Source organism: Thalassotalea ganghwensis, assembly GCF_053485795.1.
Map to the genome: position 1 here is coordinate 13,014 of NZ_JBQRUM010000012.1, position 25,060 is coordinate 38,073.

A 25,060-nucleotide genomic window follows, 5' to 3' on the forward strand; every position below is an offset into this window, starting at 1 on the left:
AATTTATCGCTGACTTAGAGCGAGATTAATGAGTACGGCGGTTTCCTTTTTCAAAGTCAGTTTCAGCTGGATAAACACTGGGCTGACAAATTTCCTTGATTTTAGGCTCAGGAGCTTTTGACTCACTGTCATTACTGTAAATGGTCACTGAATGTTCAACTTCCAATTGGCCATTACACGGTAAAGGCGGCTCCAAATGGTGTTTAACAACTCCACTAGAGCAACCAATTAGCAAAAAGTTCGCCAAAAATGTACTAGCAAAGGCCAAATCTGAAAGCTTCACTTATTTACCATCTTTACCAACTTAATGAGCTGGCCCTTCTTGCTCATCAAAAATTAAATCTTCCATTTGAGAATACGCAGATTCTTTGCCTGGAACATTAAACAATACCATCAAGACCACCCATTTAAGATCATCGATAGTAAAGAACTTGGTATCAAGTTCCATTACGCGGTCGATAACCATTTCTCTGGTGGTAAAGTCTAATACATTTACCTGTTCTAAGAACAACAAAAAGCCCTGGCATTCAACATCCAATAGTTGCTTTTCTTCAGGTGTATAAATACGAAACGATTGACGTCCCACACGCGTTAAATATGGGTAAGTATCAGTGTCTTGCAGGGCTGCTAACTTTTCTAGCCAGGTTAATGCTTTATAGATTTCGTCTTGGTGAAATCCGGCGCGGGTTAATTCATCGGTGAGAATATCATGGTCGACCATTACTTCAGCTTCACTATGAATATAATTCTCAAAAAGGTACATCAAGATATCAAACATAACTAGCCCCTATATAATTTAAGGTAGCCACCTGGCACCGCAGATACCAGACCTCTAAGCTCAAGCATTGTTAATCGGGTTAGCACTACATCTATGGGTAGTTTACTCCGAGAAACCACCAGATCTACGGGTGTGATTTCATCTCCCACACTAGCTAACAATGGATCGTTAAACAAGTCCTGATCACAACTTTTTTTTGACGTTAAATTTTTATCCTTGCTACTACAATAGTTTAGACTATTTTCTTGTTTAAATTTTATTTCTTCTTTTATATCGGCAATATTTTCAATTAATTTAGCGCCCTGCTTTATTAGCCAATGACAACCTCGAACATTTTCATTGTAGATACTTCCAGGTACTGCAAATACCTCTCGATTTTGTTCTAATGCTGTTCTGGCGGTGATCAAAGAGCCACTTTTTAACGCAGCTTCAACCACAACAACTCCGAGACTTAAACCACTAATCAAACGATTTCTCCGAGGAAAGTGGCTTTTACGGGGCGCACTACCGGGGAAGAACTCACTGACAATAGTCCCTCCGGCCTCTAAAATCCGTGTTTGAAGTGCTCGATGCCGCGCTGGATAGACAATATCTATACCCGTCGCCACGACGGCTATGGTAGCACTGTTGACATCAACGGCTCCTTGATGAGCGGCGCTATCAATTCCACTGGCTAGGCCACTGGTTATCACTATCTCTTGCTGGCTTAGCTCACAAGCAAATTTTTTAGCGACCTCCTTCCCTTGAATGGTCGCATTTCGACTGCCGACAATAGCTATCTGTGTTCGTGATAAGTTTTTTATATCTCCTTTAACAAATAGTACTAAAGGGGGATCGTAAATCTGCTTTAACTGCCTTGGGTAACTGGCATCGTCAAACGTAACAATACTCGCGTTTGCCTGCTCCATCGAACGAATGATACTTTCTATTTTATTCCATTGGGGCTGTTTTAGATGTTGGTACTGAGAGACTGTTAAGCCTAGGCTTTGCAGACTAGGGGTGGAGTAATAAAGGGCTTCAATACCGAATGAGTGAAAAAGCGCAAGTTTGCGTTTTATGGAAAGTTTAGGGATTAAACTTAGCGCAAGCCAGCAACTGAGCTTATCATATTGCTGGCGGCTAATGTTGTCGATACTCATAGGTCTTGTCCTTAAGACTTTTGAGATACTGCTTGATTCTCTGTTACTGGCCTGAAAAAGAATCCATCAATTTAAGTGGTTTTTCCGAATTTAGTATTAATGCCATACTTACCTGATCAAACACTTTAAATACCAGCATTTGTCCTATCGATTCTGTTGGCATGTTGTAATCAGAGTTTTGTGATGTGGTTAACTTCATCCAACGCGAAACATCTTCAACATACTCAGGCCCATTCTCAGTTTCAACAACACCAGGACTCAAACGTTTTACCGTCAAGACGTCACCTTGCTTAAGAGAGTGACTTGCACCACGATTTAAATAAACAACTTCTAACTTACCAAACTCTCGTAGACCTGAAGAAGTTTCAATAATACTGCCTTCTACCCCTTCTGATGGGTTTTGCATCGTAAATAAAGCAGGCAATAACTGCCCTTCATTCACTGGCTTAACGATATCCTTAGCACGGATTTCACGCACTGACCCCTGTACTAATAAGGTTGCTGGTTCTTTATTAGCTGCATTACCAGGTCTAAGCACTTTACCAGTCCCCACTAAAGTAGCGTGAAAAGCGACAACTTCATTGGTTAGCGGATCTTTTATTGCTCTGCCTTTATTATAAATCGCATAAGATTTACCAACATCTAAATCGCCATTAATATAAGTTTTAAACCCGTCGATGCTCGATTTATAGCCTTCATCGCTGCCTAAAACATATGGCGCATTATTTATATCTTCCGGCGATAAAATCGTGTTGTACTTAACAAATGGCGCAATAACATTTAATGGTATCGTCGTAACAGGGTTAACGTCTTTTAACGTCGTCCTCACCGATGGCGACCATTTCATTGCTTTTTTACCCGCTGGTTCTGTCGGTGCAGCTTCACTTTTAACTAACATTGGTTCACCGTTTTCATCGTAAACCAAAGTTAATTCATCACCAGGATAAATGAGGTGTGGATTTTCAATATCAGGATTGAGACGCCATAGTTTAGGCCATAACCAAGGCTGTTCTAGGAATACACCTGATATGTCCCACAAAGTATCACCTTTTTTCACCACATATTTACTTGGCGCGTCTTTACTTAGTAAGACTTCATCCGCCAAGACCATGTTGGGCAAAAGACAGCAAATTATCGTTAAAACTATTTTTTTTACCATGCTTACCTGCCTATTCTTTTAGCATTTATCCTAAACCACTATTATTAATTTAATTTAATGGCTAAAATTGAAACATAACACTCTATGAGAAAATTCGCGAACTCTTTTAAAGAATTATGGCTATATTACCTGTATTACGATTTCCTGACCAACGTTTAAGAACAAAAGCTGCTCCTGTTGAAGTAGTCGATCAAAAAATTAAAGATATTGTTAGTGACATGTTTGACACTATGTATGCTGAAAATGGCGTTGGCTTAGCAGCTACTCAAGTAGACATACATAAGCAAATCGTTGTCATTGATGTCTCTGAGAATAAAGAGCAATCTTACGTCTTAATCAACCCAGAGATCATTAAGCGCAATAGCGAAACAATGATCAACGAAGAAGGATGTTTATCTGTACCTGGCTGTTACGCCAAGGTTGACCGAAACACCCAAGTTACCGTTAAAGCATTAGACATCAATGGAGAACCCTTTGAATTAGATGCTGACGAGTTACTCAGTATATGTATTCAACATGAACTTGATCACTTGAAAGGTATTTTGTTTGTTGACTATTTGTCACCCTTAAAACGAAAACGCATACAAACAAAACTTGAAAAAGAAGCTCGGCTTGCAAAATAAAACTAACCAACAAATAAGAAATTAGTTAACACTATGACAAAACCTCTCAATATATTATTTGCTGGTACACCAGATTTTGCTGCTCAGCACCTACAAGCATTAATTAACTCTGAGCATAATGTTCTCGCCGTATACTGCCCGCCTGATAAACCAGCAGGTCGCGGCAAAAAGCTCACCGCGTGTGCTACCAAAGAGCTTGCATTGGCGAACAACCTTATTGTCGAACAGCCGGTTAATTTTAAAGAAGAAAGTGAACAAGAAAAACTAGCCAGCTACCAAGCAGATGTCATGGTGGTGGTTGCCTATGGCCTATTATTACCAGAAGTCATTCTTAACGCTCCCCGATTAGGGTGTATTAATGTCCATGGTTCAATATTGCCAAAATGGCGTGGTGCTGCCCCGATACAACGTGCTGTCGAAGCGGGTGATGCGCAAACTGGTGTCACTATTATGCAAATGGATAAAGGCTTAGACACTGGCGATATGATCTCAACAGCGTTGTGTGATATCACCGATCAAGATACCAGCGCCTCGATATATGAAAAGTTAGCCCAACTTGGTCCTAGCGCATTACTTGATGCCTTAACGTTAATGGCAACTGGCCATTATCCGAGAGTTCCACAAAATAATGAACAAGCAAGCTATGCCAAGAAACTGGATAAAGCGGAAGCCGAGCTTGATTGGCAACTTTCAGCATTGACCCTGCAGCGAAAAATTCGCGCTTATATTCCCTGGCCTGTTGCCCAAATTACCTACCATGATGAAAATCAAACAGAGCAACGCATTCGTATTTGGCAAGCGAGTGTCAGCGATCAGCAATCTAACTCAACGCCCGGTACTATTGTCGCATCCAGTAAAAATGGTATTCAAGTGGCTACAGCTGACGGCGTTTTAACCATTGAAGTCATGCAACTTCCGGGGAAAAAAGCGTTACCCGTTAGCGACATTCTCAATAGCCGAGGCCAGTGGTTCACCGTCGGTCAATCAATAAACGGTTTAGCCAATGTCAGCTAACCTAAGAGCAAGTGCCGCAAAGTGTCTATTGGCAGTAATAGACAAAGGACGGAGCTTGGGCGATGAATTGCCAAAGCAACTTGAAAAAGTCTCACCATCTGACAAAGGCCTTTTACAGGAATGCTGCTATGGCGTTCTTAGAGTCTTACCTGAGCTTGAACATCATGTCAGAGAGTTAATGGACAAACCTTTAGTAGGTAAGCAACGAGTTGTTCATTTTTTGTTATTAGTTGGTCTTTATCAGTTAAAATATTTACGTATTCCAGATCATGCCTGTGTCGCAGAAACCGTCAATGCCTGTCAGGCATTGAAATACCATTATTTAAAAGGCTTAGTGAATGCTGTTTTAAGAAATTATCAACGCCAGCAAGATGCCATCAATAACACGGAAAAATTGCCTGACGCAATAAAATACAATCATCCAGGTTGGTTTATTAAAAAGCTTCAAGAAGGCTACCCCAACGATTGGCAATCAATTATAGCAGCGAACCAGCAACGCCCACCGATGTGGATAAGGGTCAATACCCTCAAACAGGGTATCGACGAATATCTCGATAAGCTCTCAGCACAAGGTATCGAGGTTAGCAAAATCGATGAATTTTCAGGTGCTATTTTGCTAAGCAAAGCGGTCGATGTCTATCAACTACCGGGGTTTGAGCAAGGTCACGTATCAGTTCAAGATGGCGCTGCGCAGCAAGCCGCGGTGATACTCGGTAGTCAACCAGCAGAACGCATTCTTGATTGCTGCGCTGCGCCCGGTGGTAAAACCTGCCACATACTCGAACGTCAACCTCATCTATCGCAGTTAATCGCCATTGATATTGAAGAGCAACGGCTAACTCGCGTCTGTGAAAATTTGTCTCGTCTTTCGTTGCAAGCGGAAGTTTTGGCCGCTGATGCAGCGAAACAAGATTGGTGGGATGGTAAACCATTTGACCGTATTTTACTTGATGCCCCCTGTTCAGGTACTGGGGTTATTAGAAGACATCCGGATATCAAATGGTTGCGTAAAGCCAAGGATATTGACACACTTACCAAGCTACAAGCGCAAATACTGGATAATTGTTGGTCATTACTAAAACCTGATGGTGTTTTACTTTATGCTACTTGTAGTATTTTACCTGAAGAAAATTCTGGGCAAATTAACGCCTTTTTGTCCAAAACAAGTAACGCGACTTTACTCAACATTGAGCAAAGTGTGACAAAAGACTGGCAAATTAAAACCGGCGAAAACGCAATGGATGGTTTTTATTACGCATTAATTAAAAAGAATAAGTAAGCGATGAAAATAGTCATAATCGGTGCAGGACAAGTTGGTGGAACACTGGCTGAAAATTTGGTTGGTGAACGTAATGAGATCACCTTAATAGACACCAACAGCGAGACACTACGAGAGTTGCAAGATAAAATGGACTTACAGGTCGTGACTGGACAAGGTGCACACCCTGACGTATTAAAGAAAGCCGGTGCCGAAGATGCGGAACTAGTTATTGCGGTAACCAGTGACGACGCTACGAATATGATCGCCTGCCAAATTTGTTATTCACTTTTTCGTACCGCCACGAAAATTGCACGAATCCGCTCTGCTAAAATTTTAAAATATCAAGATCAGCTCTTCCAACCTGAAAATATTCCGGTCGATCACGTTATCGCGCCGGAACAGTTAGTGACCCGGGATATTGCTCGTTTGATCGACTACCCAGGTGCACTACAAGTACTTGAGTTTGCACAAGGGAAAGTGAGTCTTGTCGCAGTAAAAGCCTATTATGGGGGCTTGTTAGTCGGCCATGCATTATCAACATTGCGTGAACATATTCCTAATATTGATACCCGAGTCGCTGCTATTTACCGAAATGGCCGACCAATTCGCCCACTCGGAACTACGGTTATTGAAGCGGATGATGAAGTGTTTTTTATTGCTGCAACCATACATATTCGAGCAGTCATGAACGAGTTACAAAAACTTGAGCCGGCCTATAAAAAAATCATGATCGCTGGTGGCGGTAATATTGGCGCGGGTCTTGCAAAAATGCTAGAGAAAGACCATCAAGTTAAACTTATTGAGCATTCACCTAAAAGAGCGGCTTATCTCGCTTCTGAATTAAGTGATACTTTAGTATTTGTTGGGGATTCATCCGATCAAGAATTATTGGTTGAAGAAAATATCGATCAGTTTGATGTTTTTATCGCTGTCACTAATGATGATGAAGCCAATATTATGTCTTCTTTGTTAGCCAAACGTCTCGGTGCGCGCAAAGCAATGGTGCTTATTCAACGCAGCGCTTACATTGACTTAGTTCATGGTAGTAATATCGATATCGCTGTATCTCCACAACACGCGACCATATCAGCATTATTAACCCACGTCCGCCGAGGCAGTATTGACAATGTATATAGTTTACGAGGCGGCGCAGCGGAAGCCATTGAGATTATCGCTAAAGGTAATGAAAATTCTTCTAAAGTGATCGGTCGTGAAATCGGCTCAATAAAGTTGCCTCCTGGCACCACCATTGGCGCTATAGTGCGAGACAATGAAGTACTCATTGCACATTCTGATACCGTGATAAAGGCAGAAGATCATGTCATTTTGTTTTTGGTCAATAAAAAATATATTTCTAATGTTGAAAAACTCTTTTACGTCGACCCATTAAAATTTTACTAACAGAACTCGACTAACTTATTTGCTGGCGATGTTTATTTTTCAAAATGCAAATATTGCAAGCATTCACTAGGTATGTGGTGGTGATAGTAAGTAATGAGCGCTGAAGACGCCTTATTTAATTGTAATGCTTGGTTAAAATGGTCAACAAATTCGGCGCTTATCGTTTGCTTATTAAAAATAAAATACACCGGTGTTTGGTAAAGGATCATCGGATGTATTTTAAAGAAGTTATAAGCACTCCGAGTCAACTCACTACACAGTACAACATCGTCATCAACAACCACATCGACACGAGAAAAACCTAACATTTTTAATCGCTTACTAACGGTATCACTGTAAATAAAGTTATTATGTTCAGCTTTTGCTTTTTCGAGTTCTTCGCCGTACCAGCCTGCCAAATTTATAGCGATAACTTTATTTAATGCGATCAAATCACTCAAAGAATCGGCCTTGGATATTTTTTGGTCATCAGTTCGATAAACAAATCGATTAACTTCATAGCGGTAGCTGTCGCTATACCAATATTTTTTTAAGCGCTCACTGTTCATGCTCGCACCTAGACCAATATCAAAGTTCCCTTTGTTTATCTCTAGTAATGAGCGTCTTTCAGGAAAGTGAATAACCTCTAATTCACAGCCAATATCATTTAACGTTTTTTTTAATAACGCGAGATCCGCGCCTACACTCACCTTATTGTCATCAATGTAGATATATGGATACCAATTTTCAGTCGAGGATAAGGTTAGCGGCTTTACACAATACAATGGCTGAGCCAAAGTCATATTACTTAGCACCAACAATAAAACACCGAAAATGTGAAAAATAGGATTCATCGGAAAACCACACTGACCAATACTATAAGCATAGTTTATTTCATTGAAAGCATATTATATCTGCTAAAAATAAAGGCCACAGGAAGAAGAGTATTGTTTAACGATGACACTTTAATTGGTTTTTTTTATATCTGATAAGTTTTCTAGTGTTGTGTTAATACTTTGAATAGCAAAATTTTCACGCCACCAAAGTTCCCTTAAAGAATTACTAATCATCACAATTTTTTTCTGCTCAGAATCAAGCAAAGCAACATTCAACATATTATTACTAATAGTTTGCCAAGTATTTTGATAAAGTCGCATAGCATAATATGCTGGCTTAACCTTGCTAAGTTGTTGGTTGCTTAACTCGGCTAATAAGCCTTTGTCACGCATAATTTCCCAATAGGTAAAATATAACTGGGCTGGTCTAAATACTCCATGCTTAAACAGTTGTTGATAAATATCTTTATAATTTTGCTCCGTCAGCTTTTCTTGAGACTTTGTGCTTTGCTTAATAATATCTAGCTGTTTGGTATGATGTTGGTATGAATTTTCTAGACTGAGCTTATTTTCTTCAAGTTCTGTCAAAACAGCGCTAAATAACACTTCAACTTGCTGTGTGCGCTCCCTCTGTGCCCACCAATCATTAGCCCACAGCGCAAATAATACTGCGACCACAATAGATAATGCTTCCGCTGATATTTTTACTAACATTTGCTTATGTTTATCTCGCATAAAAAATGCCTTTTATCATTATGAGCGCCAGAACGCAGGGGTAAACAACACTAATAAGGTAAAGATCTCAAGTCGGCCAAACAACATGGCGATAATAAGTACCCACTTACTAAAATCGCCAAGTGCAGCAAAGTTTGCAGCGACTTCACCTAAGCCGGGGCCTAGGTTATTTAAACATGCGGCAACTGCGGTAAAGGCGGTAATATCGTCAACGCCTACCATTAGCAGTAAAAGCATACAGATAACAAAAACGGCAGCATAAGCGGAGAAAAAACCCCAGATAGCCTCAACAACACGGTTAGGTAGCGCTTTATTACCAAGCTTTATTGAAAATAACGCTTTAGGATGAACAAGTTTATTAAGCTCTCTAATACCTTGCAAGTACAACAACAATACACGCACTACTTTCATTCCGCCGCCAGTACTGCCGGCACAGCCACCAATAAAACTAGAAAAGATAAGTAAGATAGGAAGTAAGGTTGGCCATTCTGCAAACGAAGTCGTGGTAAAACCTGCAGTTGTACTGATAGAAACGGCCTGGAATAGGGCTTGATCAAAGGCATCAAAACCTGATTGATAAACGCCATAGCTCATCAAGACCGCAAAACAAATCAACGTCAGCACCAATTGAATTGCGATAAATACCTTAAATTCAGGATCGTAAAAATAACTTCTAAGTGATCGACTATGCACGACGGCAAAATGAAGCGCAAAATTCACCCCGGCAATTAACAAGAAAAAGACACAAATCGCATTAATTAGCGGACTATTAAAATAGCCCATGCTAGCATCATGAGTAGAAAACCCACCAATTGCTATCGTAGAAAACGCATGACAAATAGCATCAAACAAGGTCATGCCAGCAGCCCAATAACTTAGCGTACAAGCGACAGTGAGTGTTAAGTAAATATACCAAAGGTGTTTGGCAGTATCGGCAATTCGAGGGGTCATTTTTGAGTCTTTAACCGGGCCAGGGGTTTCTGCTCGATAGAGCTGCATACCACCAATACCTAGCATTGGTAAAACAGCAACAGCTAATACGATAATCCCCATACCGCCCAACCATTGCAGTTGTTGACGATACCAGAGCACTGCATGGGGTAAGCCATCTATTTGCGTTAATATTGTCGCACCGGTTGTAGTTAACCCAGAAAAAGACTCAAAGAACGCATCAGCGACCGATAAGTTAGGTGTTTCCAACAACAAGAGTGGGATCGCTGAAAAGCTCGCCAATACCGTCCAGAATAAAACAACGATTAAGAACCCTTCGCGTGCTTTTAAGTCACCGCGCTCATTACGGTTTGGGTACCAAAAGAGTAAGCCAGCAATTAAACAAAAAATAAATGACAGCAAAAAAGAAACGCCACCACCATCACGATATAACAATGATATCAATGCAGGCGGTAACATGGTCACACTAAGCAAGGTGACCAAAAGCCCCAATATTCGAACGATATTTTTTATTTGCACTTAACGAATTCTTCTTACATTTATTCTTTTTGTAATATTATTTGCCCAGCTGACATTGTTTGCAGTTGACTCGCAACTTCTGCAACTACTTGCTCTGGCAGCGCTACTTTTAACCTAATGTCAGACAAAAATTCCTCTGACACTATTTTAGCACCAACTTTCGCTAGAATATGATGGACATCATTAATATGCGTATATTGACACGCTAAAGTACGATGTACCATAGGAATTTTCGTTTTAGTGGTGAGCAACGCTAAAGCTTGACGGACACTACCGCCATAAGCACGTTGTAAACCGCCGGTGCCTAGCTTTACTCCACCAAAATATCTTACAACTACAGCACAAACTTCACCGATTTCACTCCCTTGCAAAGCGATCAGCATTGGTTTTCCAGCGGTGCCAGAGGGCTCGCCATCATCAGAAAATCCATAGCGTTGAGAGTCGTCGGGGGCTCCACAAACAAACGCATAGCAATGATGGTTGGCGTTAGGATGCTGCTCTTGAATCGATTTAACAAAATCTTTGGCCTGCCCTTTCGATTGACAAGGAGCCAAGTAACAAATGAATCGGCTACGATTGACGATTATTTCTTCAACAACCTCAGTCGCAGCCACTAAATATGAACCAGACACAAAATCCTCTATTAGCTGGTTAAACCAAGATCTCGTGTCATATTTTCATTATGAGATTGATGAACAATGATGTTGTCTTCAATTCGAATGCCACCAAATGGACGATAACTATCTACAACCTGCCAATTGACCATTTCAGCATGTGCTGATTGTTTAATTTCATTGAGCAACGAATCAATAAAATATAATCCTGGCTCTATGGTAAAGACTTGATTTGCTTCAACCATTCTCGAAGCGCGTAAAAACACGTGAGGCTCAGGTGGCTTAATATGAGTACCGCGTTCATCTGCCATAAAGCCGCCAACATCGTGCACCTGCAATCCCAAATGATGACCAATTCCGTGCGGGAAGAATTTACCGACAATCCCGGCCTCTATAGCATCCTCGGCAGAAACATTGATCAAATTGACCTCGTTGAGCAAGGTTGCAATACGTTCAAAGGCATAGACATGAACATCTACATAACTTCTGCCTGGTTTTAATTGCTCTGCAACATCTAACATTAAGGCATCCATTTTCGCGATAAGCTCAGCAAAATGATTCTGTTCAAAAGCATAAGCACGCGAAATATCAGCAGCATAACCATGAAAGTTTGCCCCTGCATCAATTAAAAATGAGCGATGCTGTTTCGGTGGTGTTCTCTCTAAAGTGAAGTAATGCAGTATTGAAGCGTTCTCATTCAAGGTAATAATATTGCCATACGGCGTCTCATTTTCCATATGTTGAGTCGCTTTCAAATAGCTTTGCAATATTTCGTATTCACTACCACCGTCAAAAAATGCTTGCTTGGCGGCTCGATGCCCGTTAACCGCAATGGCATTTGACTGACGCATGCACTCCTGCTCATAAGTTGTTTTATAAGCTCGGTGATAATGTAAAAAGTTAAGCAGTGGCTCTGGGTTTAAGGTTTCAAAACCCAGAGCTTTGGCGACTTCTAAATGCTCACCAATGTATGCGAAACCTTTTTTATCATAAGGAAGTAATTTTTCCACATCAGTGGCTTTACGTAACAACTTAATATCGAAAAACTCATTCCAGTAGTCTTCTTTTAGCTCGACAACTTTATGCCAAAAATCAACTGGTTGGTAATAAATTAAGGTCGGTTTTTCATTGGCTTTAATAATTAACCAACTATTAGGCACATCAACCAATGGTAACCAATGTTTAAAATGAGGGTTTACTTTAAACGGGTAACTGTTGTCATCTAAAAAAATACGCTTTTCTTGGCCAGAATGGATAACGATGGCATCAAGATTCTCTCGAGCCAATGCATTACTTGCTCGTTTAGTCAGCTCTTCAATATGAGCCGGATATAAGGACGCTAATGTGCTCATTATTTCTCCCTTGTATAAATTTGTCACATACTATCATAGCGACTAGTTGACTTCAGTAATCCCACTACAACTGAGATATATTCATTTTGCTTAACTGGTCAAAAATCTGAACAGTTTGTCCGACCTTATATTGATATATTTGCTGATAAGCCATAACGCTTTTAACGTAATCACGCGTTTCTTTAAATGGTATTGTTTCAATCCATATATCGGCGGGGACACTTTCAGCGCTGTCTAACCATCGCTTAACTCTGTATGGGCCTGCATTATAGGCAGCAGTGGCTAATACCGGATTTCCTTGATGGCGATCGAGTAATTTTTTTAAATATTTAGTTCCTAGATTAATATTGTTATCACTATCAAGGAGGTAGTTACTAGAAATTCTTTTTCGACGTGTTAATTGCTTTGCGGTAGCTGGCATGACTTGCATTAACCCCTTTGCACCAGCCGAAGAGTGAGCGTCACTCATAAAAGAGCTTTCTCGACGAGCAATTGCAAAGGCCCATGCTGGACTTATCGCATGTTTGCTCGAATTCAAGACAATTTCATCATTAAATGCCAGAGGAAATCTAAGATCGACATCATCAAGATAGCCCACCTGAGACAATCCAAATATCGCCCTATCGTACCACCCAGCCTCATTAGCTAGCTTTGCAGCAACTAAGCGCTCACGCTCGTTTAGCTGTGTCATCCAATAGTTCCATTCAAGTCGCGCATGGTAATAACGCTCAAGGTGAAATAACTCAAAAGCCCTTTTGCCCGCCAAATGCTTAAATAAGGCTCGTTTTTCTGATTCAGCAACAGATATTGGTCGATTTTGTAAACTAAATGGTTGATTGATAACACTTGCAGCCAAAAAGCCATAGTAATGTCTACTTTGCGCCAATTCAGTCAGTATTTGTTCACCCTGTTCAACTTCACCCGTTTCCAATAAGCTTCTTGCATACCAATAACGCCATTGTAATGAATCATGCTCTGACTTTGGCAGTGACAGCAATTCAGCTTTAATCGTCGGCCAATCTTGCAATCGCAAAACATCGGCTATTCGCCATTGAATAAGTTGTTCATTTAAATGGCTATCATCAACTTTCTTTAGCCATATAGAGGCTTTGTCATGCTTTTTACTTGCTAATGCTAAGGCAAACTTGGGGGCTACACTCTGCACTTGTTCTTCGCTAAAACCAAACGCCTGCTGAGCTTTTTCAAAAGATGCCAATGCCCTATTTTGGTCTCGCCAAATAAATCGCTTAATCCCATAAAGGTATATTTGTGCTTCTTTTAGCGATTTGTTCGGGAATCTCGATAGCTTGGTTACATACGAAGGATCTCGCCGAACTTTATGCCAAAGTTCACCTAAGTAACGTTGCTCATTTGGAAGTAAACTTGTTAGATATGGGATCAAGGTATGACTGCCACCATCAGCCGCCTTACTTAATCGTTGCCAAACTACCTCATTGGTTCTGTAGCCTGCTTTTTGCCATTGCGTAAATAGTGGATCACACGCTTTAGGTTGTGATCTCCCAACCACCCAAAGTGGTGTTACGCTCGGTAAAATATCAGCCTCATTTGCCCCCAACTCTAATTGATACCGATAGTTCAAACAGGTTAGTTCAGCGTCGGATGTTGGTCGATAAAAGGTGACAAATAAACTTTTATTATTGCGTTTCGCCAAATATTCCAGCCATTTTTTTCTTAATGGCCAATCTAAAGGCGTGTTTTCGTAAGTCGTTAAAAATTTTGCTATTTCATTGTGATCACTTAATTTGATTCGATACATTAAGCGCTTGAGATCTAAATAGGGTTGCAGCGGGTAGAAATGCAACTCATTATACAGACGTTGATACTCTTCAGATGTTGAACGCCAAACGAGTTTATCTGCCTGCTTAAATTTTTCTCTTAATATTGAAGTCTCTGTATTTGCTAGGGCTGAAAAAGAATACCAAGCCAAAGATAACATTAACAATACAGTTAATCTAAGATTCATCATACCACCTTTTTTTTGCTGCTCCTCTAAGGTTATTAGGGCTAATAGTTCAAAGCAAGGAGTTTAGCGGTAATTTTTACTAAACCATATTTACTAATGCAATGGTTAAACGGTGACTCAGCGCTATCTATTTATATTTACTCAAAATAACGCTACTATCGTGCCATCATTTATTGAAAAGCCAATCAATGTTTAAATATTGTCTAGTGTGTTTAAGTTTAATTATAAGCGTTATTGCCAACGCCAATATAAACCGACATTCAGTCGATGTTAGTGTAATTAAAAATAGTCAGCAAGATTCACATTTCGGTGTAGGTATTGGTTATCAATGGCAATTCGAAGATAACTTAGCTTTCGAAGGTCAACTGGTCTCTACTGGACAATTAAAAAAATATGATAACTCCCTAGTTCAAACAGGCGATGTTAAACTTTTAAACTTAGGTGGCACCTTATTTAAACCATACCACAACGACATTACCTTAAGTGTTTCTGGCGGTTTCAGTTACACTTTTGATGCTAGTAATCCTGCTTTGGTAGAACAAAATAAAATTTCGCCCTATATTAAAATAGGAGCGGACATGCAGCTAGCACCTAATTGGAAATTAAAAGTAGGTCATCACTCTTTTTTTCAAGGACAGCAGTTAGCAAACCACCATGCTATTTTTGTCGGCGTTAGTTATCAGTTTTCCAGCCATTCACCTGCCACAGTAGTTACCAGTAAACCAGAAAAGATACTAACCCCATCACTTAAGAAAAGCGAAGATATTAGTACCATTTCTCGACAACCTAACATGGAAGTATCGCCTTCAAACGAGCAACAACGTTGGCGTATTCAATTTGGAGCTTTTACTCAACGAGCCAATGCAGAATCATTTTTATCAAAAGTTTCAAAGCTGAATTTGGATTTAAACATATCTATTGAATTTACAGATAAACTCTTTCGTGTCGTTAGTATGCCGTTTAATTCAAAAGACGACGCTAATACAGCAAGTAAAAATCTTAAAAGTATCGCTATCGACCATCTTTTAAAGCGCTATTAATCACCTCATTTTAGTACGGGATTGTTTACCTAGTCGCTTATCGCTAAAATAGCCTTTTTATCAATAGTTACGTCTTATAGAAATGGTAGATTTCGACAGCGCAGATCATATTTTGGATACGATATCGTTAAGATGCCCAGAGCCAGTTATGATGATCAGAAAGAAGATTCGCGAACTTAACGATGGAGATTCACTACTGGTGTTAGCAGATGACCCCGCGACAACGCGTGACATACCAAGTTTTTGCGAGTTTATGGAACACCAACTTATTTGTAGTGATACAAATAACCGGCCATTTCGCTATCTTATTATCAAAGGGTTATAAAAAAGAGAAGCAATTGCTTCTCTTTTTTACGTTTTAACTTTCCAAGTTCAGTTATGAACTTATTTTTGCAAAACCGAAATATCGGCAATTGCTAAAAAGCTATTTCTAATATCATTCAATAAAGTTAGGCGATTAATTTTAATCTGTTCATCGTCTGCCATAACCATGACATTATCAAAGAAAGTGTCAATTGGTTGTTTCAACTGTGATAGCAAGGTTAATGCGGATTGATAATCTTTTTCTGCCATTAACGGTGCTAATTCACCTTTAAGTTGAGAAAAAGTCTCAGCCAACGCTAACTCCGGTGCTTCATTAGCAATAGCAAGGTCAAAACCACTAAACAATTGGCCTTCAAATTTCGCTAGAATATTACCTACCCGCTTATTCGCTGCAGCAAGGGTTTCAGATTCAGTTAACGATTTAAAATGATTTACTGCTTTAATTCGTTTTTCAAAATCTAGAGGCTGTGAAGGCGCATTTTCTAATACGGCTTGAATAACATCAATGGCAATGCCCTGCTCTTGATAGTGAGCTTTATAGCGAGCAAAAATAAAATCTAGCACTTGAACTTTGGTATCTGGGTTACTTAATTTGTTACCATAACATTCAATGCTTTTATCGATTAGCACCTCTAAATCTAGGTCTAATTGCTTTTCAATAATAATACGCAAAAGACCGATAGCTGCTCGTCGCAAGGCAAACGGGTCTTTATCACCTTTTGGTGGTTGATTAATACCAAATATACCAACTAAAGTATCGACTTTATCAGCAATCGCGACAGCGCAACCAATATTAGCTTCAGGTAAAGCATCACCAGCATATCTTGGACGATATTGATCTTCTAAAGCTTGTGCAACCTCAGTGTCTTCTTGATCATTAAGTGCATAATACTTACCCATCGTACCCTGTACCTGTGGGAACTCTAATACCATCTCAGACATTAAATCAGTTTTACTTAACAAACCGGCTCGGTAAGCTTGATACTTATCTTCATTTTGTTGGCCAGCGACAAACTCACTGATCATCGCAATTCGCTCTGATTTATCTTTTAACGTGCCTAATTGCTTTTGAAATAAAACCGACGCTAAACTTGCTAAGCGAGATTCTAGTGTCTGCTTCTTATCCGTTTTAAAGAAAAACTCAGCATCAGCTAATCTAGGACGAATAACTTTTTCGTTACCTAAAATCACTTTAGTCGGATCTTTACTTTCGATATTAGTCACAAAAATAAATTTGTTTAGTAAGTTGCCTTGCTTATCTTGGACAGGAAAATACTTTTGATGGTCCTTCATTGAGTAAATAAGTGGTTCTGCGGGAACTTGTAAAAATGCTTCATCAAAGCTACCCACTAAAACAACCGGCCATTCAACTAACGAGGTAACCTCTTCAAGAAGCTCTTGGTCGATCAGTGCAACACCATTGAGTTCGTCAGCAGCTTTGTTCACCGCTTCAATAATTTTGTCTTGTCTAGATTGATAATTAACATCAACATAGGCTTCTAACAGCTTTTCTTCATAATCATTGGCATGATTTAGCGCTATAAGACCATGATGATGAAAACGATGACCTTGAACAAGGTTATTGGAACTCACGCCCAAGGTTTCACCTGTAATGATATTGTCACCATACATCATTGTTAACGTATGCACAGGTCTTATGAACTGGGTGCGACCACTTCCCCAACGCATTGGCTTAGGAATCGGTAGTTTTGCAATAGCTTGATTAACAATTTCAGGGAGCAATTCAGATACGGTTTTACCTGGCTGTAATGCCTTATGCAACAACCATTCTCCCTTATCGGTAACTAATCTCTCTGCTTGTTCAATTGTAATACCATTTGATGTAGCCCACCCTAAAGCAGCTTTACTTGGCGTACCTTGTTCATCAAAGGCAACATTGATGGCTGGTCCACGTTTCTCTATGGTTTTATCTTCTTGCTTTTCGATTATATCAATGACTTTAACGGCAAGGCGTCTTGGCGTCGCAAACCAGGTCATGTCTTGATAACTTAACCCTGCGTCGTCTAACTGCATTTTAATCTGTTGATAGAATGTCGTTGCTAGATTTTTTAGTGATTTAGGCGGTAATTCTTCAGTACCTAGCTCTATTAATAAAGTATCTTGGATCATTTTATTCCCCAACTGACTCTTGCTTGCATAGGGGGAACCCTAATTCTTCGCGTTTTTGATAATAAGCTTGTGCACAGGCTTTAGACAACGTACGAACTCTAAGGATGTAGCGTTGACGTTCTGTTACTGATATAGCATGTCGAGCATCTAGTAAATTAAATGCATGAGATGCTTTCATTACCTGCTCGTATGCAGGTAACGCTAATCCCGCCTCAATTAATTTTTCACTTTCTTTTTCACATTGGTCGAAATATGCAAATAAAGCATCAACATCAGCATGTTCAAAATTGTACGTTGATTGTTCAACTTCATTTTGATGAAACACATCTCCATACAGCACTTTACCCATAGGACCATCGGTCCAGACAAGGTCGTAGATGCTGTCGACATTTTGAATATACATCGCCAATCGTTCTAAACCATAGGTAATTTCACCCGTAACAGGAGCGCATTCTAAACCGCCAACTTGTTGGAAGTAGGTAAACTGTGTAATTTCCATACCGTTTAGCCACACTTCCCAGCCTAACCCCCAAGCTCCTAAAGTCGGCGATTCCCAGTTATCTTCTACAAAGCGAATATCGTGCACTAACGGATCAATACCAAGCTCTTTAAGTGAGTTTAGATATAACTCTTGGATGTTTTTAGGTGATGGCTTTAACATTACTTGGAACTGATAGTAATGTTGCAAACGGTTTGGGTTTTCGCCATAGCGGCCATCGGTTGGTCTGCGACAAGGCTGCACATAGGCACTGCTCATCGGTTCAGGTCCAATAGAGCGTAAAAATGTCATGGGGTGGAAAGTACCCGCGCCAACTTCTAAATCTAACGGTTGAATAATGACACAACCTTGGCGTGACCAGTAATCTTGCAACTGCAAAATTAACCCCTGGAACGTATTGATATTAAACGTACTCATGATATTCCGTACAATCTTTTTAAAAAATTAATTAAGTATAGCGATTGCTTCAATGCAATCATAGTGTTTACAGCTAATTATTGAGTATTTACTCAATTTTTATCACAATTAAAAAACCCGGGCTTATGATGCCCGGGCATAGCTTTTAACGTGAATTATACATCTAAGTTTTCAACTTTTAATGCATTGTTTTCAATAAATTGACGCCTAGGTTCTACATGGTCACCCATCAGGGTATTAAACAGTTGGTCTGCTGCGATAGCGTCTTCAATTGTCACTTGCAGCATACGGCGTGTTTCCGGATCCATTGTCGTTTCCCAAAGTTGGTCTGGATTCATTTCCCCTAGACCTTTATAACGCTGTATATATTGGCCACGTTTTGATTCCGCCATTAACCAAGTTAAGGCTTCTTCAAAAGTACTTACTTGTTTAGTTTTCTCACCACGCTGAACATAAGCGCCTTCTTCCATTAAACCGTTTATCGCTTTGTTTAGTGAAATGATTGCCGCGAATTCTTTTGAGTTAATAAACTCATAACCACAAGTGTAAACTTTATCGATGCCGTGTTTACGTTCGTTAAATGATGCGTAGTAAACATTACGTTCATTATCATGTTTAACTTCTGCAGAGTATATAGAACCATTGCCATCTTGGTTGTGTAAAGTTTCCAATATGTCATCTAACCACTCAGTAACTTTGGTTTGGTCTGAAAAATCTTGAGGCTCTACCACCTTACCGTAAACCATTTTTTCAACGATATCAGCTGGTATTTGACGTGAAAGTCTCTTAATCGTGTTCATAGTATCACGATACTGCTTTACAAGTTTTTCCAGTGCAATATCAGAAATAGCTGGCGCATCTTCATTTACATGAATTGAAGCCCCTTCCAATGCTAAAGTGGTTAAGTATTCCGTTAACGCTTCATCGTCTTTAATATAACGTTCTTGCTTACCTTTCTTCACTTTATACAAAGGAGGTTGTGCAATATAGACATAGCCTCTTTCCATAATTTCTGGCATTTGACGGTAGAAGAACGTTAGTAGTAACGTACGAATATGCGAACCATCGACATCAGCATCGGTCATAATAATGATACTGTGATATCTAAGCTTGTCTGGATCATATTCATCACGACCAATACCGCAACCTAATGCGGTTATTAAGGTACCAACTTCTGCAGATGATATCATTTTATCAAAACGTGCTTTTTCAACGTTTAGTATTTTACCTTTTAAAGGCAAAATTGCTTGGTTCTTTCTATTACGTCCTTGCTTAGCCGAACCACCCGCAGAGTCACCCTCCACAATGTATAGTTCAGATAAAGCCGGATCTTTTTCTTGGCAATCAGCTAACTTGCCTGGCAATCCCGCAATATCTAACGCACCTTTTCTGCGCGTCATTTCACGAGCTTTTCGAGCAGCTTCTCGTGCGCGAGCAGCATCAATTATTTTCATAATAATTGTTTTAGCGGTTCCAGGATTTTCTAATAGATAGTCACCTAGCTTTTCGCCCATCGCTTGTTCAACAGCTGTTTTAACCTCAGATGAAACCAACTTGTCTTTTGTTTGTGAAGAAAATTTTGGATCTGGAACTTTTACCGAAATAACTGCAGTTAGACCTTCTCGCGCATCGTCACCAGAAGCACTAGTTTCTGCACCACCTTTCTTAGATTTATTTAACCCTTCCTTCACCATGTAGCTATTTAACGTACGAGTTAACGCCGTTCTAAAACCACTAAGGTGAGTACCACCATCTCTTTGCGGGATGTTATTGGTAAAACAATGAATGTTTTCTTGGAAACCATCATTCCATTGCATTGCTACTTCAACAACAATGCCATCATCTCTGACTAAGTCAAAGTAAAATATCTCTTCATTTACTGGCGTTTTGTTAGTGTTAAGGTATTCAACAAAGGCTTGAATGCCCCCTTCAAAATGAAAGTGGTCTTCTTTGCCTTCTTCTCGTTCATCAATAAGTTTGATTGATACACCAGAGTTTAAGAATGAAAGTTCACGAATACGTTTAACTAACAAATCATAATGAAATGTTACATCAGAAAAGATTTCTTCACTTGGCCAAAAACGAACTTCAGTACCTGTTTTGTCACTTTCTCCTACCACCTTTAGTGGTTCTTCAGGTACACCTATATGGTAAAACTGTTCATGAAGCTTACCATCGCGACGAATATTGAGTTTAAGTTTACTACTCAAGGCATTTACAACAGAAATACCAACACCATGTAAACCACCAGACACTTTGTAACCTGAGTCTTCACCACCAAACTTACCACCAGCATGAAGTACGGTCATGATGACTTCCGCTGCCGATACACCTTCTTCTGGGTGAAGTTCTGTAGGAATACCTCGACCATCATCTCTGACAGATACAGAACCATCTAAGTGAATTTTCACAACGATATCATTACAATGACCAGCTAAAGCCTCATCTATAGAGTTATCTAAAACCTCAAAAACCATATGATGTAAACCGGTACCATCGTCCGTATCTCCGATATACATGCCTGGTCTTTTTCTTACTGCATCAAGACCTTTTAGTACTTTAATACTTGACGAGCCGTATTCATTTTCTGTTGTCATAGCGTTTAGCCTACTTACTTATTTCTGAAATTTTTCCATGTTTCACGTGAAACATATAATAATTATTATCGTTAGGAATAATTGGTTTTAAAGCCTGCTCATCAATTGCAGTAATAAACAACTGACAATCTAACGTACTAATAGCGTTATAGAATGCAGTTCTTGATCTATCATCAAGTTCTGCTCCAATATCATCTATGAGCAAAACTGGCTTTACTCGCTTAACTTTTTCTATTAACTTGCTTTGCGCAAAAGTTAATGCGAGTAAAAACAGCTTTTGTTGACCTCTTGAAAAGAAACTTTCTATCGCTTTCCCTTTATAATGGAACCTAACGTCAAAACGATGTGCTCCGTATAAAGAAAATCCCCGTTCCCTTTCTCGTATCAAATTCGATTCTATTATCTCTGCCAACTCTTTTTTACTGTTCCATCCTTGCAAATAAACGATGCTAATTTCTGGTTCCAAATTAGGAATCAGTAATTGAAGCCAATTAATCAACTCTTCTTTTAGCTCAGTTAAGTATTCGTTTCTTAACGATGCAATCTGTTTGCTGGCTTCACAGAACTTGTCATTCCAAAATTTTAGCTGGTCATTAGAGTAACTTTGCCTTAAACATGCATTTCTTTGCTTTAATACTTTAGCAAAATTTTTCCATTGTTCTTGAAATTGATGTTTCACGTGAAACATTCCTAAATCTACAAACTTTCTTCTCTCTTTTGGTCCACCGGCAAACAAACCAAAACTTTCTGGTGTAATAATTTGAACGGCTATATTTTTAACCAAATCAGAAAGTTTGTTAAACTTAACTCCATTAATCCTGATATCAACATCATTACTATCTAGGTAACGACCGACGCCAAACCGCTTACCATCATCATTAAGCGCACTAACAATAAACTGTTTTTCTTCATGCTTAATTAGAACTTCGTATCTACCAGTTCTATATGATTTGCCGTGCCCCAAATAAAAAAGCGTTTCTAAAAAACTACTTTTTCCACTACCATTATCTCCAACAAAAAAATTAATATCAGAGTGCAGTGTTAACGTTGTGTTTTCTAGATTTCTAAAGTTATTGAACGTAAGTTTACTGATACTCATCCATTACAAACGCATCGGCATAACAACATAAAGCGCTTCGTTAGATTCTTCACCTTCAATAACGACGGAGCTATTCGCGTCAGACAAGGTAAACTTAACGTTAGAATCTTTTATAGCGTTCAACACATCAAGAACGTAATTAACGTTAAAACCGATTTCTACTTCTTCATAAGGGAAGTCGATTTCCAAAATTTCTTCTGCTTGCTCTTGTTCGGGATTATTGGCGGTAATTTTTAGGTCGCTTTGGTTAAAGTTAAGTCTTACACCTTTAAACTTTTCGTTAGACAAAATAGACGCACGCGAAAGCAACTGTCTTAAATCGTCTTTGTTTGTTAGCAGTACCTTATCTCCATTTCTAGGTAGAACTCGACGATAATCAGGAAAACGACCATCTACCAATTTACTGGTAAAAGAAAATTCTTTATCGATTATGCGAATGTGGTTAGAACCAAGAAACACCTGAACTTCTTCTTCTACTGGATCTAACAAACGAATAATCTCTAAAATAGCTTTTCGGGGAACAATAACTTGTCTATTGGGTAAGTTGAGTTGTTCATTAGAAATTTTACAAATAGCTAACCGATGACCATCAGTAGCAACAGAACGAATTTCTTTTCCTTCAGTTTCAATCGACATACCATTTAAATAATAACGTACATCTTGGTTCGCCATCGAAAAATGGGTACTTTCAATTAACCTTAACAAATCGATTTTTCTTAACTTAAACTCAACATCACCTTTCCACTCTTCGATATTAGGAAAGTCATGCGCTGGGAGTGTTGATAAAGAATACTTACTGCGGTTTGAGGTGATCTTTATTGCGTCACCATCAGTTTCAACGGTGATAAGGGCACCCTCTGGTAAGCCTTTACAAATATCTAACAATTTACGGGCAGGAACTGTTATTTTTCCGCTTTCCGCTAAGTTTTCAATGCCAGCATATGACACCATTTCTAATTCAAGATCTGTAGCTGTCATAGTAAGTGACTGCTCACTTACATCGAATAATACATTACCCAATATTGGTAAGGTGCTTTTTCTTTCTACTGCCCCTGAAACAAGTAATAATGGCTTTAGTAATAATTCTCTATTAATTGAAAACTTCATTGTTAACCCTATTTTATTAGTGCCATAAAAACTAAGACGAAAGCGTCCTTGTTAAGTTCGAATAATCTTCTTTTATGTCTAACGATTCTTCTCTTAAATCTTTAACCTTTCTACAAGCATGTAACACAGTAGTATGATCTCTACCACCAAAAGCATCACCAATTTCAGGTAAACTATGATTGGTTAGTTCCTTAGATAATGCCATAGCTATTTGCCTTGGTCGAGCAACAGATCTGTTGCGTCGCTTAGAAAGTAGATCAGCAACTTTAATCTTATAATATTCAGCTACTGTACGTTGAATATTATCGATAGTCACTAATTTATCCTGTAGAGCCAACAAATCCCTTAATGCCTCTTTTACGAAGTCAATTGTGATGGGGCGACCAGTAAAATTTGCATTAGCAATCACGCGATTTAATGCCCCTTCTAACTCCCTTACGTTCGAACGCAATCGTTTTGCTATAAAAAACGCGACTTCATCAGCAAGATTAATATGACTTTCTTGGGCTTTACGCTTCAATATCGCTACACGAGTTTCTAACTCTGGAGGTTCAATGGCAATGGTTAATCCCCAACCGAAGCGAGATTTTAACCTATCTTCAACACCATCAATTTCTTTAGGATAACGGTCACTCGTTAAGATAATTTGTTGATTACCTTCTAGCAACGCATTAAATGTATGAAAAAATTCTTCTTGTGTTCGCTCTTTATTCGCAAAAAATTGGATATCATCTATCAACAGAGCATCAACAGAACGATAGTACTGCTTAAATTTTTCAATCGCGTTATTTTGTAGTGCCTTAACCATATCTTGAACAAATCGCTCTGAATGCATATAAGCAATCTTTGCATTTGGCTTGTTTAACAAAATACCGTTACCTACCGCATGAAGTAAGTGAGTTTTACCGAGCCCAGTTCCACCATAAATAAACAATGGATTGTAGGCATTCCCAGGGTTATCAGCTACTTGAGAAGCGGCAGCTCTAGCAAGTTGATTTGATTTACCTTCGACAAAGTTATCGAAAGTGTACTTAACGCGAACATTAGTCGTTTTAGGTAAATTAGTTTCAGGTTCGTGATTGCTACTTTCTTTAGTGGCTCGCACAGGAACAGTGTTTTTTACATTACTCACCTTAGCGTTAGGTAAGCTACCCACATCGAACCTCAATAACGGTGGATCACCACTGTCATCCATTGATACTAATTCATTAATGCGGTTTACATACTTATCTCGTACCCAATCCAAAACGAAACGGTTCGGCGCGTAAAGCGTCATAATATTATCGGATACAACACACTGTAGTGGACGAATCCACATACTAAACTGTTGCGCGGGTAACTCTTCTTGTAAAACTGACAGGCATCGTTGCCACAGCGAATGATCCAAGCAAATGCTCCTAAAAACAGCAAAAAGATACAAAAAAGAAAGCTGCTGTTGATCTATTGTTATTATCAATCGCTCTATTATCTACTTACTTATCCACAACATCAATATTGACATT

General features: G+C 39.2%; 22 protein-coding genes. 6 read left to right on the plus strand and 16 right to left on the minus strand.

Features of this window, described 5'->3' with window-relative positions; translation table 11 throughout:
- Positions 1–25 precede the first annotated feature (25 nt).
- Genes ACSLUH_RS12780 through ACSLUH_RS12795 form a run of 4 tightly spaced genes read right to left on the minus strand, consistent with a single transcriptional unit; the run spans position 26 to position 3,076 of the window.
- A complete protein-coding gene (locus ACSLUH_RS12780; protein WP_448567575.1) occupies positions 26–283 on the minus strand; it encodes a hypothetical protein in 258 nt (85 codons plus the stop codon).
- Positions 284–304: 21 nt separating this feature from the next.
- Positions 305–778: a DUF494 family protein gene (locus tag ACSLUH_RS12785; protein ID WP_448567577.1), complete on the minus strand. Its 474-nt coding sequence runs from the start codon at positions 776–778 to the stop codon at positions 305–307.
- Between the two features lie 2 nt (positions 779–780).
- On the minus strand, positions 781–1,917 hold the full coding sequence (gene dprA / locus ACSLUH_RS12790) for a DNA-processing protein DprA (protein ID WP_448567579.1): 1,137 nt from the start codon (positions 1,915–1,917) through the stop codon (positions 781–783).
- Positions 1,918–1,960: 43 nt separating this feature from the next.
- On the minus strand, positions 1,961–3,076 hold the full coding sequence (locus ACSLUH_RS12795; protein ID WP_448567581.1) for a LysM peptidoglycan-binding domain-containing protein: 1,116 nt from the start codon (positions 3,074–3,076) through the stop codon (positions 1,961–1,963).
- A gap of 116 nt (positions 3,077–3,192) precedes the next feature.
- On the opposite strand from ACSLUH_RS12795, the gene def reads away from it, so the two are divergent.
- From def to trkA, 4 genes are read left to right on the plus strand one after another with little or no spacing between them, the layout of a single operon-like run.
- Positions 3,193–3,699: a peptide deformylase gene (gene def, locus ACSLUH_RS12800; RefSeq protein WP_448567583.1), complete on the plus strand. Its 507-nt coding sequence runs from the start codon at positions 3,193–3,195 to the stop codon at positions 3,697–3,699.
- A gap of 33 nt (positions 3,700–3,732) precedes the next feature.
- Entirely contained in the window at positions 3,733–4,713 is a 981-nt protein-coding gene (gene fmt / locus ACSLUH_RS12805) for a methionyl-tRNA formyltransferase (protein ID WP_448567585.1), read from the plus strand.
- Positions 4,703–5,992 carry a 16S rRNA (cytosine(967)-C(5))-methyltransferase RsmB gene (rsmB, locus tag ACSLUH_RS12810; protein WP_448567587.1) on the plus strand — a complete coding sequence of 430 codons (1,290 nt, stop codon included), beginning with the start codon at positions 4,703–4,705 and terminating at the stop codon, positions 5,990–5,992. Before fmt ends, rsmB begins: the two co-directional genes overlap by 11 nt.
- Positions 5,993–5,995: 3 nt before the next feature.
- Positions 5,996–7,375, plus strand: a complete 1,380-nt coding sequence (gene trkA, locus ACSLUH_RS12815; protein ID WP_448567589.1) for a Trk system potassium transporter TrkA — start codon at positions 5,996–5,998, stop codon at positions 7,373–7,375.
- Positions 7,376–7,407: 32 nt separating this feature from the next.
- On the opposite strand, the gene ACSLUH_RS12820 is transcribed toward trkA, so the two are convergent.
- The 6 genes from ACSLUH_RS12820 to ACSLUH_RS12845 all read right to left on the minus strand — a co-directional run bounded on the left by ACSLUH_RS12820 (position 7,408) and on the right by ACSLUH_RS12845 (position 14,348).
- Positions 7,408–8,208, minus strand: a complete 801-nt coding sequence (locus tag ACSLUH_RS12820; protein WP_448567591.1) for a substrate-binding periplasmic protein — start codon at positions 8,206–8,208, stop codon at positions 7,408–7,410.
- 111 nt (positions 8,209–8,319) lie between these two features.
- On the minus strand, positions 8,320–8,925 hold the full coding sequence (locus tag ACSLUH_RS12825) for a hypothetical protein (RefSeq protein WP_448567593.1): 606 nt from the start codon (positions 8,923–8,925) through the stop codon (positions 8,320–8,322).
- An 18-nt stretch (positions 8,926–8,943) separates the two neighbouring features.
- Positions 8,944–10,335 carry a TrkH family potassium uptake protein gene (locus tag ACSLUH_RS12830; protein ID WP_448567798.1) on the minus strand — a complete coding sequence of 464 codons (1,392 nt, stop codon included), beginning with the start codon at positions 10,333–10,335 and terminating at the stop codon, positions 8,944–8,946.
- 80 nt (positions 10,336–10,415) lie between these two features.
- Positions 10,416–11,027: a YigZ family protein gene (locus tag ACSLUH_RS12835; protein ID WP_448567595.1), complete on the minus strand. Its 612-nt coding sequence runs from the start codon at positions 11,025–11,027 to the stop codon at positions 10,416–10,418.
- Positions 11,028–11,038: 11 nt separating this feature from the next.
- The gene (gene pepQ, locus ACSLUH_RS12840) at positions 11,039–12,361 is read right to left on the minus strand and encodes a Xaa-Pro dipeptidase (protein WP_448567597.1); all 1,323 of its coding nucleotides are present in this window, start codon (positions 12,359–12,361) and stop codon (positions 11,039–11,041) included.
- Between the two features lie 64 nt (positions 12,362–12,425).
- Entirely contained in the window at positions 12,426–14,348 is a 1,923-nt protein-coding gene (locus ACSLUH_RS12845) for a transglycosylase SLT domain-containing protein (protein WP_448567599.1), read from the minus strand.
- A gap of 185 nt (positions 14,349–14,533) precedes the next feature.
- Between ACSLUH_RS12845 and ACSLUH_RS12850 the strand changes: the two genes are divergently transcribed.
- Both ACSLUH_RS12850 and tusA read left to right on the plus strand, forming a co-directional pair.
- Entirely contained in the window at positions 14,534–15,385 is an 852-nt protein-coding gene (locus ACSLUH_RS12850; protein WP_448567601.1) for an SPOR domain-containing protein, read from the plus strand.
- 82 nt (positions 15,386–15,467) lie between these two features.
- Positions 15,468–15,710, plus strand: coding sequence for a sulfurtransferase TusA (gene tusA, locus ACSLUH_RS12855; protein WP_448567603.1), 243 nt, complete (start codon positions 15,468–15,470; stop codon positions 15,708–15,710).
- 59 nt (positions 15,711–15,769) lie between these two features.
- Here tusA and glyS read toward each other — a convergent pair whose 3' ends face one another.
- The 6 genes from glyS to dnaA form a co-directional block, all read right to left on the minus strand.
- Positions 15,770–17,839, minus strand: coding sequence for a glycine--tRNA ligase subunit beta (glyS, locus tag ACSLUH_RS12860; RefSeq protein WP_448567605.1), 2,070 nt, complete (start codon positions 17,837–17,839; stop codon positions 15,770–15,772).
- Between the two features lies 1 nt (position 17,840).
- Positions 17,841–18,755, minus strand: coding sequence for a glycine--tRNA ligase subunit alpha (glyQ, locus tag ACSLUH_RS12865; RefSeq protein ID WP_448567607.1), 915 nt, complete (start codon positions 18,753–18,755; stop codon positions 17,841–17,843).
- Positions 18,756–18,910: 155 nt separating this feature from the next.
- Positions 18,911–21,352 (minus strand): DNA topoisomerase (ATP-hydrolyzing) subunit B, encoded by a 2,442-nt coding sequence (gene gyrB, locus ACSLUH_RS12870; RefSeq protein ID WP_448567609.1) that lies wholly within the window; start codon positions 21,350–21,352, stop codon positions 18,911–18,913.
- Between the two features lie 10 nt (positions 21,353–21,362).
- Positions 21,363–22,451, minus strand: a complete 1,089-nt coding sequence (recF, locus tag ACSLUH_RS12875) for a DNA replication/repair protein RecF (protein ID WP_448567611.1) — start codon at positions 22,449–22,451, stop codon at positions 21,363–21,365.
- A gap of 3 nt (positions 22,452–22,454) precedes the next feature.
- Positions 22,455–23,558 carry a DNA polymerase III subunit beta gene (gene dnaN / locus ACSLUH_RS12880; protein ID WP_448567613.1) on the minus strand — a complete coding sequence of 368 codons (1,104 nt, stop codon included), beginning with the start codon at positions 23,556–23,558 and terminating at the stop codon, positions 22,455–22,457.
- A 31-nt stretch (positions 23,559–23,589) separates the two neighbouring features.
- Positions 23,590–24,945: a chromosomal replication initiator protein DnaA gene (dnaA, locus tag ACSLUH_RS12885; RefSeq protein ID WP_448567615.1), complete on the minus strand. Its 1,356-nt coding sequence runs from the start codon at positions 24,943–24,945 to the stop codon at positions 23,590–23,592.
- Between the last annotated feature and the right edge of the window lie 115 nt (positions 24,946–25,060).

Coding starts and splice junctions, on each gene's coding strand:
- ACSLUH_RS12785 (WP_448567577.1), bottom strand. CDS start 778: ATGTTTGATATCTTGATGTACCTTTTTGAGAATTATATTCATAGTGAA.
- fmt (WP_448567585.1), top strand. CDS start 3,733: ATGACAAAACCTCTCAATATATTATTTGCTGGTACACCAGATTTTGCT.
- trkA (WP_448567589.1), top strand. CDS start 5,996: ATGAAAATAGTCATAATCGGTGCAGGACAAGTTGGTGGAACACTGGCT.
- glyQ (WP_448567607.1), bottom strand. CDS start 18,755: ATGAGTACGTTTAATATCAATACGTTCCAGGGGTTAATTTTGCAGTTG.
- tusA (WP_448567603.1), top strand. CDS start 15,468: ATGGTAGATTTCGACAGCGCAGATCATATTTTGGATACGATATCGTTA.
- ACSLUH_RS12825 (WP_448567593.1), bottom strand. CDS start 8,925: ATGCGAGATAAACATAAGCAAATGTTAGTAAAAATATCAGCGGAAGCA.
- ACSLUH_RS12830 (WP_448567798.1), bottom strand. CDS start 10,335: ATGTTACCGCCTGCATTGATATCATTGTTATATCGTGATGGTGGTGGC.
- pepQ (WP_448567597.1), bottom strand. CDS start 12,361: ATGAGCACATTAGCGTCCTTATATCCGGCTCATATTGAAGAGCTGACT.
- glyS (WP_448567605.1), bottom strand. CDS start 17,839: ATGATCCAAGATACTTTATTAATAGAGCTAGGTACTGAAGAATTACCG.
- gyrB (WP_448567609.1), bottom strand. CDS start 21,352: ATGACAACAGAAAATGAATACGGCTCGTCAAGTATTAAAGTACTAAAA.
- dnaN (WP_448567613.1), bottom strand. CDS start 23,558: ATGAAGTTTTCAATTAATAGAGAATTATTACTAAAGCCATTATTACTT.
- recF (WP_448567611.1), bottom strand. CDS start 22,451: ATGAGTATCAGTAAACTTACGTTCAATAACTTTAGAAATCTAGAAAAC.
- ACSLUH_RS12845 (WP_448567599.1), bottom strand. CDS start 14,348: ATGATGAATCTTAGATTAACTGTATTGTTAATGTTATCTTTGGCTTGG.
- ACSLUH_RS12795 (WP_448567581.1), bottom strand. CDS start 3,076: ATGGTAAAAAAAATAGTTTTAACGATAATTTGCTGTCTTTTGCCCAAC.
- dprA (WP_448567579.1), bottom strand. CDS start 1,917: ATGAGTATCGACAACATTAGCCGCCAGCAATATGATAAGCTCAGTTGC.
- ACSLUH_RS12850 (WP_448567601.1), top strand. CDS start 14,534: ATGTTTAAATATTGTCTAGTGTGTTTAAGTTTAATTATAAGCGTTATT.
- def (WP_448567583.1), top strand. CDS start 3,193: ATGGCTATATTACCTGTATTACGATTTCCTGACCAACGTTTAAGAACA.
- ACSLUH_RS12820 (WP_448567591.1), bottom strand. CDS start 8,208: ATGAATCCTATTTTTCACATTTTCGGTGTTTTATTGTTGGTGCTAAGT.
- rsmB (WP_448567587.1), top strand. CDS start 4,703: ATGTCAGCTAACCTAAGAGCAAGTGCCGCAAAGTGTCTATTGGCAGTA.